Raw genomic sequence first — 12,770 nt, 5'->3', positions numbered from 1 at the left:
CCCGACGGATTACTTCTTGAGCGCGACGCCGGCCTTGCGCGGACCCTTACGGGTACGGGCATTCGTGCGAGTACGCTGACCACGCATCGGCAGGCCCTTGCGATGGCGCACGCCACGGTAGCAGCCCAGATCCATCAGGCGCTTGATGTTCATCGTCGTCTCACGGCGCAGATCGCCTTCGACGAGGAACTTCTCAATTTCCTTACGCAGCGCGTCCTGGTCCGGATCCGTCAGGTCCTTGACCTTCTTATCGGTCGGGATGCCAGTAGCCTCGCAAATCTTCTGAGCGCGCGAGCGGCCGATACCGTAGATCGCCGTCAGGCCAATCACGGTATGTTTGTGGTTGGGGATGTTGACCCCTGCGATACGTGCCATTCGTCAATCCTCTTTGCGAAATTAGCCTTGGCGCTGCTTATGACGCGGGTCCGACGAGCAGATCACACGCACCACGCCCTTGCGCTTGATGATTTTGCAGTTGCGGCAAATGCGCTTAACAGAAGCCAGCACTTTCATGATTTTCCTCTTCCTTCAATTCCAGTCCGCTCACTTCGCCCGGAATACGATGCGCGCGCGGGACAGATCATACGGGGTCAATTCGACCGTCACCTTGTCCCCGGGCAAGATGCGGATGTAATGCATACGCATCTTGCCGGAAATATGGCCTAACACTACGTGGCCGTTCTCTAGCTTGACGCGAAACGTTGCGTTGGGGAGGTTTTCCAGCACCTCGCCCTGCATCTGGATCACGTCATCTTTAGCCATGTCCCTTCAGGTTCGTGCGATCACTCCTAGCGGAGTGTCAGGTTTCCCTTGAAATTCGCCTTCTTCATCAAAGACTCGTACTGCTGAGACATCACGTAGGACTGCACTTGCGCCATGAAGTCCATCGTGACAACTACGATGATCAACAGGGACGTCCCACCGAAGTAGAACGGCACGTTCCAGCGCAGCACCAAGAACTCCGGCAACAGACACACTAGCGTGATGTAGATAGCACCTGCCAGGGTCAAACGCACCAGAATCTTGTCGATATACCGCGTGGTTTGCTCGCCCGGACGGATGCCCGGAATGAACGCCCCACTCTTCTTCAGGTTATCCGCCACTTCCCGGCTGTTATAGACCAGCGCGGTGTAGAAGAAACAGAAGAAGATGATCGCCGCCGCATACAGCAGGATGTACACCGGCTGACCCGGCGACAGCGTTGCCGCTAGGTCCTTGACGACCCGTGCAACCGGATTCGTCGAGTTGCCAGCTGTAAACCAGCCCGCGATCGTGGCCGGGAACAGAATGATCGACGATGCAAAAATCGGCGGAATCACCCCAGCCATATTCAACTTCAGCGGCAGATGCGACGACTGTCCGCCATAAATCTTGTTACCAACCTGCCGCTTGGCGTAGTTGACGAGGATTTTGCGCTGGCCGCGTTCAATGAACACGACCACAAACGTCACCGCACCAATAATCGCCACCACCAGGATCGCGGAGAAAATCCCCATCGAGCCCGTACGCACCAGCTCGAACAAGCCGCCGATCGCGTTCGGGAGTCCTGCAGCAATTCCGCCAAAAATGATGATCGAGATACCGTTGCCCAAACCGCGCTCGGTGATCTGCTCACCCAGCCACATCAGGAACATCGTGCCCGTCACCAGCGTAATCACTGCAGTAGCCCGGAACATCAGACCCGGATCCAGCACCAGACCCGGCTGCGCTTCGAGCGCAACTGCAATCCCCAGCGCCTGGAATGTTGCCAGGACGACCGTACCGTAGCGCGTGTACTGCGTAATCTTGCGCTGGCCGGCTTGGCCTTCCTTCTTCAACGATTCCAGCTGCGGCAGCACGATCGTCAGCAGTTGCATGATGATCGACGCCGAGATGTACGGCATGATCCCCAGCGCAAACACCGTGAAACGCGACAGCGCGCCGCCGGAGAACAGGTTGAACATCCCAAGGATGCCGCCCGACTGCCGTTGGAAAAGCTGCGCCAGTTGATCCGGATCGATACCCGGCACAGGAATGTGCGCGCCGATCCGGTACACCAGCAATGCCAGAACCAGGAACACCAGCCGACGGCGAAGATCGCCGTACTTGGCCGTGTTCTTGGCCTGGGCCATCACATTAGGTTTCGCCGTGGCCAAACGGATGCTCCGTCAGTGTGAAACAGCAGGCTATTAGGCCAGCGAGCCACCAGCCGCTTCGATTGCAGCTTTCGCTCCAGCCGTCGCGCCGATGCCCTTCAGGGTCACCTTCTTGTCGATTTCGCCCGACAGGATCACCTTGGCGCTCTTGACCATCTCGCCAACGAGGCCGGCTTGCTTGAGGGACAGCAGATCGATTTCTTCGATCGGCAAGCCCGCCAGGTCGCCCAGACGCACTTCAGCGGTGAATTCCTTGGTCAGCGAGGTGAAACCACGCTTGGGCAGACGACGATGCAGGGGCATCTGGCCGCCTTCGAAGCCGACCTTGTGGAAACCACCCGAACGCGACTTCTGACCCTTGTGACCACGACCAGCCGTCTTGCCCAGGCCCGAACCAATACCGCGACCAACGCGGCGCTTGGCGTGCTTGGAGCCGGCTGCCGGCTTCAGGTTATTCAGTTGCATGCTCTTCTCCGTCTTGCCTTAGCCGATGACCTTGACCAGGTAGGACACCTTGTTGATCATGCCGCGCACTGCGGGCGTGTCCTGCAATTCGGACACCGAGTTCATGCGGCGCAGGCCCAGGCCGCGCACCGTGGCGCGGTGGTCTTCGCGCGTACCGATCAGGCTGCGCACGAGTTGGACTTTCACGGTTTTCTGCGACATATCGTTCACCTATCCCTTCGGCTTAGCCGAGGATCTCTTCGACCGACTTGCCACGCTTGGCGGCAACTTCGGCCGGGGTGCTCATCTTGCGCAGGCCATCCAGCGTTGCGCGCACCATGTTGTAAGGATTGGTCGAACCGTGCGACTTGGTCACGATGTTCGTCACGCCCATCACTTCGAAGATGGCGCGCATCGGACCACCGGCGATCACGCCAGTACCGTCCTTCGCGGGCATCATCTGCACCTTTGCGGCGCCATGCTTGCCAACCACTTCGTGCTGCAGCGTACCGTTCTTCAGCGGGACCTTGACCATCTTGCGACGGGCTTCGTCCATTGCCTTCTGCACGGCCACGGGCACTTCCTTAGCCTTACCCTTGCCCATGCCGATACGGCCGTCGCCGTCGCCGACCACAGTCAGAGCAGCGAAACCGAGAATCCGGCCGCCCTTGACCACCTTGGTCACACGGTTGACCGCGATCATCTTCTCGCGAAGACCGTCGTCGCGTTCGTCCCCTTGGACCTTAGGTTGAATTTTTGCCATGACGATATCCTCTATGCCGGCTTAGAACTTCAGGCCAGCTTCGCGTGCCGCGTCGGCCAGAGCCTTCACGCGACCGTGATAACGGAAACCCGAGCGATCGAACGCCACGGCTTCGATGCCGGCAGCCTTCGCCTTCTCAGCGATACGCTTACCCACCAGGGTGGCAGCAGCGGTGTTGCCACCGTTGCCGTTCAGTTCCTTGCGGACTTCGGCTTCCGCAGTCGAGGCCGAAGCCAGGACCTTGGTGCCATCTTCCGAGAAGACCTGCGCATAAATGTGCAAGTTCGTACGGTGCACAGCCAGACGGGCGACGCTCAGTTCCGCAATTTTCAGGCGGGTCTGACGTGCACGGCGCAGACGCGAGTCATTTTTGTTCATGATGTGCACCCTTACTTCTTCTTGGTTTCCTTCAGGATCACACGCTCATCGGCGTAGCGTACACCCTTGCCCTTGTAGGGCTCCGGCGGACGATAACCACGCACTTCAGCGGCGACCTGACCAACTTTTTGCTTGTCCGAACCCTTGATGATGATCTCGGTCTGCGTCGGCGTTTCCGCCTTCACGCCTTCCGGCATCTCATGGATCACGTCGTGCGAGAAACCGAGTTGCAGTTTCAGAGCGGTGCCCTGAACCGATGCACGGTAACCCACACCGACCAGGTTCAGCTTGCGCTCGAAGCCCGTCGTCACACCCTTGACCATGTTGGCCGTCAGGGCGCGCATCGTACCTTGCAACGCATTGGCTTCACGCGACTCATCTGCCGGCGCGAACGTGATCGTGCCGTTGTCGGTGGTGACCTTGACCAGCGAGTGAATCGGCTGCGTCAGGCTGCCCAGCGGGCCCTTAACGGTCAGCAGACCACCAGCGAAATTGACTTCCGCGCCCTTGGGCAGCGCGATGGGAGCCTTACCTACGCGAGACATGGTTCCCCTCCCTTAGGCGACGTAGCAAATGACTTCGCCACCGACACCGGTTGCGCGGGCACGGCGGTCCGTCATCAGACCCTGCGGGGTCGAGATGATGGCGACACCCAGGCCGTTCATCACTTGCGGAATTTCATTACGGCCCTTGTACACACGCAGGCCAGGCTTCGAGACGCGCTCCAGGCGCTCGATGACCGGGCGGCCAGCGTAGTACTTCAGACCAATCGTCAGCGTGGACTTACCACCCTGCTCGGTCACGGCGAATTCGTCGATGTAGCCTTCGTCCTTCAGGACTTTGGCGATTGCCACCTTCAGCTTCGACGACGGCATGACCACCGACGCTTTTTCCACCGCTTGCGCGTTGCGGATACGCGTCAGCATATCGGCGATCGGATCGCTCATGCTCATACTGTTTCTCCTGTAGCCTGTGCGTGATTACCAGCTGGCTTTCGTCAGACCCGGGATCTCGCCCTTGAAGGCGATCTCGCGGAGCTTGTTACGCGCCAGGCCGAACTTACGGAACGTACCGCGGGGACGACCGGTGATCGAGCAGCGGTTGCGCTGACGAGTCGGATTTGCGTTGCGCGGCAGCGCTTGCAATTTCAGACGCGCTTCGTAGCGCTCTTCTTCCGACTTGCTTTGGTCGGCCACGATGGCTTCGAGAGCGGCGCGCTTCTCAGCGTACTTGGCCACGAGCTTGGCACGCTTCTTCTCGCGTTCGATCAGAGACAATTTAGCCACGGTAACCCCTTAATTACGGAACGGGAACTTGAACGCGTTGAGGAGCGCCTTCGCTTCCTCGTCGTTCTTCGCAGTCGTCGTGATGCTGATGTTCAGACCACGGAGTGCGTCGATCTTGTCGTATTCGATCTCGGGGAAAATGATCTGCTCTTTCACACCGATGTTGTAGTTGCCACGACCGTCGAACGCCTTGCCAGACACACCACGAAAGTCGCGCACGCGGGGCAGCGACACAGTGATGAAGCGATCTAGGAATTCGTACATACGTTGGCCACGCAGCGTGACCATCGTGCCGATCGGGTAACCCTGGCGGATCTTGAAGCCAGCGATAGCCTTGCGGGCCTTCGTCACGATGGGCTTCTGGCCAGCGATCTTGATCAGGTCGCCCGTGGCGTGCTCAATGACCTTCTTGTCATTGATGGCTTCGCCAAGACCCATGTTCAGGGTGATCTTGGTGATGCGCGGCACTTCCATCACGGACTTGTAGCCAAACTGTTTGATCAGCTCGGGCACAACCTTTTCTTTGTAAAACTCTTGCAGACGTGCAGTCATGCTCAACTCCTCTCTATTGCCCAGAATCAAGCGCCGACGGCAGCACCGGTGGTCTTCAGCACGCGCGTCTTCACGCCGCCTTCAACCTTGATGCCGACGCGCGACGGCTTGCCATTGGCATCCACGAGCGCAACGTTCGAAATATGGATGGGCATGACCTTGTCGACCACACCACCCGTTGTACCCAGCATCGGGTTCGGGCGCACGTGCTTCTTGGCAACGTTCACGCCTTCAACCGTCACATGCTCGGCTAGCACGGCCAGCACGGTACCTTGCTTGCCCTTGTCTTTACCGGTACGGACGATGACGCGATCGCCCTTGCGAATCTTGTTCATGCGGCCTCCGATTACAGCACTTCCGGCGCGAGCGACACGATCTTCATGAAGCGCTCGGTACGGAGTTCGCGAGTGACCGGCCCGAAAATGCGGGTGCCGATCGGCTCAAGCTTGGTGTTCAGCAGCACGGCGGCATTGCCGTCGAACTTGATGAGCGAGCCGTCAGGACGGCGCACGCCCTTGGCGGTACGCACCACCACGGCGTTGTAGATATCGCCCTTCTTCACGCGACCACGCGGGGCAGCATCCTTGACGCTGACCTTGATGATGTCGCCGACGCTGGCGTAGCGGCGCTTCGAACCGCCCAGCACCTTGATGCACATGACTTCACGCGCACCCGTGTTATCGGCCACTTCGAGCCGGCTTTCTGTCTGAATCATGGTGTTCTCGTCCCAACTTAATTCGCCAAACGCACAATGCGCAGAGGCGATCAGTCTTGGTCCCGCCGGCTGCTGGCATTGCGCCAACTGCGATTGGGTTGATCAACTTGAAGTCGGTAGCTGCCCGACAGCGATTGCCGCCTGGCCCATTCGCTTTTCCCCTCACCCGAGCCACCAGCAGATTTGCCGGCCACCCTCTCAAAGGGAAAGACCGAGACTATATCACATAATCTCGGCCTTGCAACAGCAAACTACTCCGCTGTTGTTTTAGATCACGCGTGCAGCTTCAAGCAGACGCGACACCACCCACGACTTAGTGCGGGAGAGCGGACGCGATTCCGTGATCTCAACCTTGTCGCCTTCGTTGTACTGGTTGGCTTCGTCGTGCGCATGGTACTTCTTCGAGCGCACCACGTACTTGCCGTACAGCGGATGCTTGACGCGGTTTTCGATCAGGACCGTGACGGTCTTGTCCATCTTGTTGCTGACAACGCGACCGACGAGCGTGCGCTTCAGGGACGTTGCGGCTTCAGTCATTTCTGGTTCCCCTTCTGGCCCAGCACGGTGCGGACACGCGCAATGTCACGACGCACCTTCTTCAGCTGGCTGGTGTTCTGCAGCTGTTGCGTCGCTTTTTGCATGCGCAGGCCAAATTGGGCCTTCAGCAGCTCGGAGAGCTCCTGGTTCAGCCCGGCGACATCTTTGTCGCGCAGTTCGGATGCTTTCATGGTGTGTGCTCCTTACGTTCCGACCTGACGCACCACGAAGCTGGTCGCGATCGGCAACTTGGCAGCGGCCAGGCGAAATGCCTCGCGTGCCAGTTCTTCGCCAACGCCGTCCATTTCGTACAGCATCTTGCCCGGCTGAATTTCAGCCACGTAGTATTCCGGGTTGCCCTTACCGTTACCCATACGGACTTCGGCAGGCTTCTTCGAGATCGGCTTGTCCGGGAAAATCCGGATCCAAATGCGGCCGCCACGCTTGATGTGACGGGTCATCGCACGACGCGCCGACTCAATCTGACGCGCGGTCAGACGGCCACGGCCCATCGCCTTCAGACCGAATTCGCCGAACGAGACTGCGTTGCCACGCGTCGCGATACCGGTGTTACGGCCCTTCTGCTCCTTGCGGTACTTCCTGCGCTTAGGTTGCAGCATGTTTATTCTCCAGTCTTGGCGTCGGCGCCACGACGGGCACCCGCACCAGCACCGCGGCGCTGACCGGCCGGGCGACCTTCGCCCTCACGGCGACGACCTTCCGGGCGACCCGGACGCTTGCGACGCTCTTCTTGCGGCTCTTCCACGACGGGTGCGTCGTTGCGACCAAGGTGGTCACCCTTGTACACCCACACCTTGACACCGATGATGCCGTAGGTGGTTTCCGCTTCGGAGAAGCCGTAGTCGATATCGGCGCGCAACGTGTGCAGGGGCACACGGCCTTCGCGGTACCACTCGGTACGGGCGATTTCGATGCCGTTCAGACGGCCCGAGCTCATGATCTTGATGCCCTGGGCACCCAGACGCATCGCGTTCTGCATCGCGCGCTTCATTGCGCGACGGAACATGATGCGGCGCTCGAGCTGTTGCGTGATCGAATCTGCGATCAGCTGTGCATCGACTTCCGGCTTCCGGATTTCTTCGATGTTCACGTGCACGGGCACGCCCATGCGACGCTGCAGTTCAGCCTTCAGCAGCTCGATGTCCTCGCCCTTCTTGCCGATCACCACGCCCGGACGCGAGCTGTAAATGGTGATACGAGCATTCTTGGCCGGACGCTCGATGACCACGCGGCCCACCGACGCGTTCTTCAGCTTCTTCTTCAGAAACTCGCGAACCTCGATGTCTTCCTTGAGCATGCCGGCAAACTGGGTGTTGCTCGCGTACCAACGCGATGCCCAGTTACGGCTGACAGCCAGACGGAAGCCAGTCGGATGAATCTTCTGTCCCATCGTGACCCCTTAGTTGCCCAGCGTCACAGTGATGTGACAGGTTTGTTTCTCGATGCGGTTGCCACGGCCCTTCGCACGCGCCGTGAAGCGCTTGAGCGACGTGGCCTTGTCGATGTAGATCGACTTGACCTTCAGCTCGTCGATATCGGCGCCTTCATTGTGCTCGGCGTTCGCGATGGCGGACTCAACCACCTTCTTCACGATGCCAGCCGCCTTCTTCGGGCTGAACGTCAGCACGTTGAGCGCGCGCTCGATCGACAGGCCGCGAATCTGGTCAGCAACCAGGCGCGTCTTCTGTGCGGAGATACGGGCGCCGCGATGAATCGCTTTAACTTCCATGATTGCCCCTTATCGCTTCGCTTTCTTGTCGGCAGCGTGGCCCTTGAACGTACGCGTGAGCGCAAATTCGCCGAGCTTGTGGCCAACCATGTTTTCCGTGACATACACGGGCACGTGCTGACGACCGTTGTGAACAGCGATCGTCAAGCCGATGAAGTCCGGCAGAATGGTCGAACGACGCGACCAAGTCTTAATGGGCTTCTTGTCCTTCGTTTGCACCGCCGCCTCAACCTTCTTCAGCAGGTGGGCGTCAATGAAAGGACCCTTTTTTACGGAACGAGTCATATCTAAGCTCCTACCTACCGATTAACGCTTGTGACGGCGCTGAACGATCATGCTGTCAGTGCGCTTGTTACGACGGGTGCGGTAGCCCTTGGTCGGCGTGCCCCACGGGGACACCGGATCACGGCCAGCAGCAGTCTTACCTTCACCACCACCATGCGGGTGATCGACCGGGTTCATCACCACACCGCGAACGGTCGGGCGAATACCGCGCCAACGGGTTGCACCGGCCTTGCCAATCTGGCGCAGGCTGTGCTCTTCGTTGCCGACTTCACCGATGGTCGCGCGGCACTCGATGTGCACGCGGCGCACTTCACCCGAGCGCAGACGCACTTGAGCGTAGATGCCTTCGCGAGCCAGCAGTACAGCAGACGTGCCGGCCGAACGGGCAACTTGAGCACCCTTGCCCGGCAGGATTTCCACGCAGTGGATCGTCGTACCGACCGGAATGTTGCGGATCGGCAGGTTGTTACCGGCCTTGATCGGCGCTTCCGAGCCGTTAGCGATGGCTTGGCCAACCACAGCGCCCTTCGGGGCGATGATGTAGCGGCGCTCGCCGTCAGCGAACAACACGAGCGCGATGTTGGCGCTACGGTTCGGGTCGTATTCCAGGCGTTCGATCTTGGCCGGAATACCGTCCTTATCGTTACGCTTGAAATCGACGACACGGTAGTGATGCTTGTGACCACCGCCCTTGTGACGGGTGGTGATGTGGCCGTTGTTGTTACGGCCCGACTTCTGGATTTGCTTTTCCAGCAGCGGAGCGTGCGGCGCGCCCTTGTGAAGGTCGGGGTTAACGACCTTCACCATCGAGCGGCGGCCCGGCGATGTCGGCTTGGTTTTGACGAGTGCCATGATTACTTGGCCTCCGCTTCAAAATTGATTTCCTGGCCCGGCTTCAGCGAAACATAGGCCTTCTTCACGTGGTCACGACGACCCATGAAGCGACCGAAGCGCTTTTGCTTGCCCTTCTGGTTCAGGATCTGGACAGACTCGACTTCGACCTTGAACAGCAGTTCGACAGCTGCCTTCACTTCGCCCTTGTTGGCGTCGCGAGCCACTTCGAACACGACCTGTTCGTTCTTCTCGGCCACCAGGGTTGCCTTTTCAGACACCACAGGCGCCAGCAGCACCTGCATCAGGCGATGGTCGTTCTTGGCAACTTGCGTCATTTCAGCAACTCCTCGATCTGCGCGACGGCTGCCTTGGTCACGAGCACCTTCTTGTAGTGCACGAGCGACAGCGGGTCGGCGTGACGCGGCTCAACCACGAGCACATGCGCCAGGTTGCGCGATGCCAGGAAGAGGTTTTCGTCCAGGTTATCGGTAATCACGAGCACCGAATCCAGGCCCATGGCGCGGAACTTGTCGGCCAGCAGCTTGGTTTTGGGCGCGTCGACAGACAGGCTGTCAACGACGTTGATGCGACCTTCACGGGCAAGCTGCGAATAAATCGAGCGCATGCCGGCGCGGTACATCTTCTTGTTGACCTTCTGCGAGAAGTTTTCTTCCGGGCTGTTCGGGAAGATACGACCACCCCCGCGCCACAGCGGGGAGGAGCTCATACCTGCACGGGCGCGGCCCGTACCCTTTTGGCGCCACGGCTTCTTGGTCGTGTGCTTGACCTCTTCACGATCCTTCTGCTTACGGTCACCGCTGCGAGCGTTGGCCTGATAAGCGACGACGACTTGGTGAACGAGGGCTTCGTTGTAGTCACGGCCGAACACTTCCGGCGAGGCAGCAACGCCAGCGCCGAGTTGACCGTTGTCCTGGAGCAGCTTCAGTTCCATGCGTTTGCTCCTTATGCCTTCTTGGCGCGGGCCTTCACGGCCGGCGTGACGATGACTTGACCGCCCTTGGCGCCCGGAATCGCACCCTTGACCAGCAGCAGCTTGCGCTCTGCGTCGATCTTGGCGATTTCCAGATTCTGAACGGTACGGGTGACGTCACCCATGTGACCAGTCATGCGCTTACCCGGGAACACGCGGCCCGGATCCTGCGCCATACCGATCGAGCCCGGCACGTTGTGCGAGCGCGAGTTACCGTGCGAGGCGCGGCCCGACGAGAAGTGGTAACGCTTGATGGTACCGGCGTAGCCCTTACCAATCGTCACACCCTGGACGTCGATCTTCTGACCGACTTCGAAGAGGTCGACGCTGATGTTCGCGCCAGGCTGGAATTCAGCGGCACGAGCGGCATCCACTCGGAATTCTTTGATGACTTCGCCCGCTTCCACGCCGGCTTTGGCGAGATGACCCGCCAGCGGCTTGGTGACGCGGCTGGCGCGTCGGGTGCCGAAGGTGACTTGAACCGCGGTGTAACCGTCGGTCTCGTCCGTCTTGATTTGCGTCACGCGGTTGTCGCCGACCTCGAGCACGGTGACGGGAATCGAATCGCCGTCGTCCGTGAAAATACGGGTCATGCCAACCTTGCGACCTACAAGGCCAAGGCTCATGGTTTGCTCCATTCCCAGCTGCGATTGGCCGGGGCTGATTGATACTACGAATCTTGAACTGGACTGCGCCTAAAGAGACAGCGCGAGGCCAAAGCGGCCAGCCCACTCCCCTGACTAAAGGGGTAGCCCTACAATATATCCCGGTTACGGACAACATGCAAGAGCGTTTGCCGAATGATGGTCCGGGCATCGTGCGCAATGCAACATTCCGCGCCCAAAAGCAAAACGGCGAGCACTTAGCTCGCCGTTTGCCCGTTACCGGAGTGATCCGGCAGCGTTGTCTTGCTTATTGCAGCTTGATCTCGACGTCCACGCCAGCCGGCAGGTCCAGCTTCATCAGCGCGTCGACGGTCTTGTCCGTCGGATCGACGATGTCCATCAGGCGCTGGTGCGTACGGATCTCGAACTGGTCGCGGCTGGTCTTGTTGACGTGCGGCGAACGCAGAACGTCGAAACGCTGGATGCGGGTCGGCAGGGGCACCGGGCCCTTAACGATCGCGCCGGTGCGCTTGGCGGTTTCAACGATTTCAGCGGCCGACTGGTCGATCAGACGATAGTCGAAAGCCTTCAGGCGGATACGGATCTTCTGGTTCTGCATGATGTTTCCTTAAAGAGCATGGCGGCCGGGCCGCCTGTAGATTGAAAGAGCGATGCAACAGGCGATGCGCCGCCCCCTTACGAGGAACAGCGCATCGATCCGCCTTTTACTTCAGGATCTTGGCAACGACGCCAGCACCCACGGTACGGCCGCCTTCACGGATAGCGAAGCGCAGACCTTCTTCCATGGCGATCGGGGCGATCAGCTTGACGGTGATCGACACGTTGTCGCCCGGCATGACCATTTCCTTGCCTTCCGGCAGGGCGATCGAGCCAGTCACGTCCGTCGTACGGAAGTAGAACTGCGGACGGTAGTTGTTGAAGAACGGCGTGTGACGGCCACCTTCGTCCTTCGACAGGATGTAGACCTCGCCCGTGAATTCCGTGTGCGGCTTGATCGAGCCCGGCTTGGCCAGCACTTGGCCGCGCTGGACGTCTTCGCGCTTCGTACCGCGCAGCAGAATACCGACGTTGTCGCCAGCTTGACCTTGGTCGAGCAGCTTGCGGAACATTTCCACGCCCGTGCAGGTCGTCTTGTCGATCTTCGGCTTGTCGCCGTCCATGGCGATACCGACGATTTCGATTTCTTCACCGACCTTGACGACGCCGCGCTCGATACGGCCGGTCACCACGGTGCCGCGACCCGAGATCGAGAACACGTCTTCCACCGGCATCAGGAACGTGCCGTCAACAGCGCGCTCCGGCGTCGGGATGTAGGTGTCCAGTGCGTCGGCCAGGTTCATGATGGCCACTTCGCCCAGTTCGCCCTTGTCGCCTTCCAGCGCCAGCTTGGCCGAACCCTTGATGATCGGGGTGTCGTCGCCCGGGAAGTCGTACTTCGACAGAAGTTCGCGCACTTCCATCTCGACCAGCTCCA

General features: G+C 59.7%; 26 protein-coding genes. All 26 read right to left on the bottom strand.

Going from position 1 to position 12,770, the window contains the following annotated elements:
* Positions 1-9 precede the first annotated feature (9 nt).
* Positions 10-375, bottom strand: coding sequence for a 30S ribosomal protein S13 (gene rpsM / locus DOD19_RS00130; protein ID WP_004634501.1), 366 nt, complete (start codon positions 373-375; stop codon positions 10-12).
* A gap of 21 nt (positions 376-396) precedes the next feature.
* Positions 397-513, bottom strand: a complete 117-nt coding sequence (gene rpmJ / locus DOD19_RS00125; RefSeq protein WP_003264141.1) for a 50S ribosomal protein L36 — start codon at positions 511-513, stop codon at positions 397-399.
* A gap of 30 nt (positions 514-543) precedes the next feature.
* Positions 544-762, bottom strand: a complete 219-nt coding sequence (infA, locus tag DOD19_RS00120; RefSeq protein ID WP_003264140.1) for a translation initiation factor IF-1 — start codon at positions 760-762, stop codon at positions 544-546.
* Positions 763-788: 26 nt separating this feature from the next.
* Entirely contained in the window at positions 789-2,111 is a 1,323-nt protein-coding gene (secY, locus tag DOD19_RS00115; protein ID WP_009277656.1) for a preprotein translocase subunit SecY, read from the bottom strand.
* Between the two features lie 57 nt (positions 2,112-2,168).
* Positions 2,169-2,600: a 50S ribosomal protein L15 gene (gene rplO / locus DOD19_RS00110; RefSeq protein ID WP_024977880.1), complete on the bottom strand. Its 432-nt coding sequence runs from the start codon at positions 2,598-2,600 to the stop codon at positions 2,169-2,171.
* Positions 2,601-2,618: 18 nt separating this feature from the next.
* Positions 2,619-2,801 carry a 50S ribosomal protein L30 gene (rpmD, locus tag DOD19_RS00105; protein WP_003264137.1) on the bottom strand — a complete coding sequence of 61 codons (183 nt, stop codon included), beginning with the start codon at positions 2,799-2,801 and terminating at the stop codon, positions 2,619-2,621.
* Between the two features lie 22 nt (positions 2,802-2,823).
* Positions 2,824-3,342, bottom strand: coding sequence for a 30S ribosomal protein S5 (rpsE, locus tag DOD19_RS00100; RefSeq protein WP_004634493.1), 519 nt, complete (start codon positions 3,340-3,342; stop codon positions 2,824-2,826).
* 21 nt (positions 3,343-3,363) lie between these two features.
* A complete protein-coding gene (rplR, locus tag DOD19_RS00095) occupies positions 3,364-3,720 on the bottom strand; it encodes a 50S ribosomal protein L18 (protein ID WP_004634492.1) in 357 nt (118 codons plus the stop codon).
* Between the two features lie 11 nt (positions 3,721-3,731).
* Positions 3,732-4,265: a 50S ribosomal protein L6 gene (rplF, locus tag DOD19_RS00090; protein ID WP_024977881.1), complete on the bottom strand. Its 534-nt coding sequence runs from the start codon at positions 4,263-4,265 to the stop codon at positions 3,732-3,734.
* 12 nt (positions 4,266-4,277) lie between these two features.
* Positions 4,278-4,673 (bottom strand): 30S ribosomal protein S8, encoded by a 396-nt coding sequence (gene rpsH, locus DOD19_RS00085; protein ID WP_004634489.1) that lies wholly within the window; start codon positions 4,671-4,673, stop codon positions 4,278-4,280.
* 27 nt (positions 4,674-4,700) lie between these two features.
* Positions 4,701-5,006: a 30S ribosomal protein S14 gene (rpsN, locus tag DOD19_RS00080; protein WP_004634486.1), complete on the bottom strand. Its 306-nt coding sequence runs from the start codon at positions 5,004-5,006 to the stop codon at positions 4,701-4,703.
* A gap of 9 nt (positions 5,007-5,015) precedes the next feature.
* On the bottom strand, positions 5,016-5,558 hold the full coding sequence (gene rplE, locus DOD19_RS00075; protein ID WP_009241894.1) for a 50S ribosomal protein L5: 543 nt from the start codon (positions 5,556-5,558) through the stop codon (positions 5,016-5,018).
* Between the two features lie 26 nt (positions 5,559-5,584).
* Positions 5,585-5,893, bottom strand: coding sequence for a 50S ribosomal protein L24 (rplX, locus tag DOD19_RS00070; RefSeq protein WP_009241893.1), 309 nt, complete (start codon positions 5,891-5,893; stop codon positions 5,585-5,587).
* An 11-nt stretch (positions 5,894-5,904) separates the two neighbouring features.
* Positions 5,905-6,273, bottom strand: a complete 369-nt coding sequence (gene rplN / locus DOD19_RS00065) for a 50S ribosomal protein L14 (protein ID WP_003264129.1) — start codon at positions 6,271-6,273, stop codon at positions 5,905-5,907.
* Positions 6,274-6,540: 267 nt separating this feature from the next.
* The gene (gene rpsQ, locus DOD19_RS00060; RefSeq protein ID WP_004634482.1) at positions 6,541-6,810 is read right to left on the bottom strand and encodes a 30S ribosomal protein S17; all 270 of its coding nucleotides are present in this window, start codon (positions 6,808-6,810) and stop codon (positions 6,541-6,543) included.
* A complete protein-coding gene (gene rpmC / locus DOD19_RS00055) occupies positions 6,807-7,001 on the bottom strand; it encodes a 50S ribosomal protein L29 (RefSeq protein ID WP_004634481.1) in 195 nt (64 codons plus the stop codon). The genes rpsQ and rpmC overlap by 4 nt, the downstream gene beginning before the upstream one ends.
* A gap of 12 nt (positions 7,002-7,013) precedes the next feature.
* Positions 7,014-7,430 carry a 50S ribosomal protein L16 gene (rplP, locus tag DOD19_RS00050; RefSeq protein ID WP_003264123.1) on the bottom strand — a complete coding sequence of 139 codons (417 nt, stop codon included), beginning with the start codon at positions 7,428-7,430 and terminating at the stop codon, positions 7,014-7,016.
* Positions 7,431-7,432: 2 nt separating this feature from the next.
* Positions 7,433-8,221 carry a 30S ribosomal protein S3 gene (gene rpsC, locus DOD19_RS00045; RefSeq protein ID WP_009241892.1) on the bottom strand — a complete coding sequence of 263 codons (789 nt, stop codon included), beginning with the start codon at positions 8,219-8,221 and terminating at the stop codon, positions 7,433-7,435.
* Between the two features lie 9 nt (positions 8,222-8,230).
* Positions 8,231-8,560 carry a 50S ribosomal protein L22 gene (gene rplV / locus DOD19_RS00040; RefSeq protein ID WP_004634479.1) on the bottom strand — a complete coding sequence of 110 codons (330 nt, stop codon included), beginning with the start codon at positions 8,558-8,560 and terminating at the stop codon, positions 8,231-8,233.
* Positions 8,561-8,569: 9 nt separating this feature from the next.
* Complete coding sequence (gene rpsS / locus DOD19_RS00035; protein ID WP_004634478.1) at positions 8,570-8,845, bottom strand: 30S ribosomal protein S19; 276 nt, start codon at positions 8,843-8,845, stop codon at positions 8,570-8,572.
* A gap of 21 nt (positions 8,846-8,866) precedes the next feature.
* Positions 8,867-9,697, bottom strand: coding sequence for a 50S ribosomal protein L2 (gene rplB / locus DOD19_RS00030; RefSeq protein ID WP_004634477.1), 831 nt, complete (start codon positions 9,695-9,697; stop codon positions 8,867-8,869).
* A gap of 2 nt (positions 9,698-9,699) precedes the next feature.
* On the bottom strand, positions 9,700-10,014 hold the full coding sequence (rplW, locus tag DOD19_RS00025) for a 50S ribosomal protein L23 (protein ID WP_004634476.1): 315 nt from the start codon (positions 10,012-10,014) through the stop codon (positions 9,700-9,702).
* On the bottom strand, positions 10,011-10,631 hold the full coding sequence (rplD, locus tag DOD19_RS00020) for a 50S ribosomal protein L4 (protein WP_024977882.1): 621 nt from the start codon (positions 10,629-10,631) through the stop codon (positions 10,011-10,013). Before rplD ends, rplW begins: the two co-directional genes overlap by 4 nt.
* 11 nt (positions 10,632-10,642) lie before the next feature.
* Positions 10,643-11,296 (bottom strand): 50S ribosomal protein L3, encoded by a 654-nt coding sequence (gene rplC, locus DOD19_RS00015; RefSeq protein ID WP_024977883.1) that lies wholly within the window; start codon positions 11,294-11,296, stop codon positions 10,643-10,645.
* A gap of 286 nt (positions 11,297-11,582) precedes the next feature.
* On the bottom strand, positions 11,583-11,894 hold the full coding sequence (rpsJ, locus tag DOD19_RS00010; RefSeq protein WP_004634473.1) for a 30S ribosomal protein S10: 312 nt from the start codon (positions 11,892-11,894) through the stop codon (positions 11,583-11,585).
* Between the two features lie 106 nt (positions 11,895-12,000).
* Positions 12,001-12,770, bottom strand: a 770-nt coding sequence (locus tag DOD19_RS00005; RefSeq protein WP_239497942.1) for an EF-Tu/IF-2/RF-3 family GTPase, incomplete at its 5' end; no start/stop codon positions are given.

The organism is Ralstonia sp. GX3-BWBA, from assembly GCF_003290055.1.
Taxonomy (GTDB): domain Bacteria; phylum Pseudomonadota; class Gammaproteobacteria; order Burkholderiales; family Burkholderiaceae; genus Ralstonia; species Ralstonia holmesii.
Note: the sequence above shows the minus strand (reverse complement) of the source record. Positions and strands in the feature narration are given on the sequence as shown.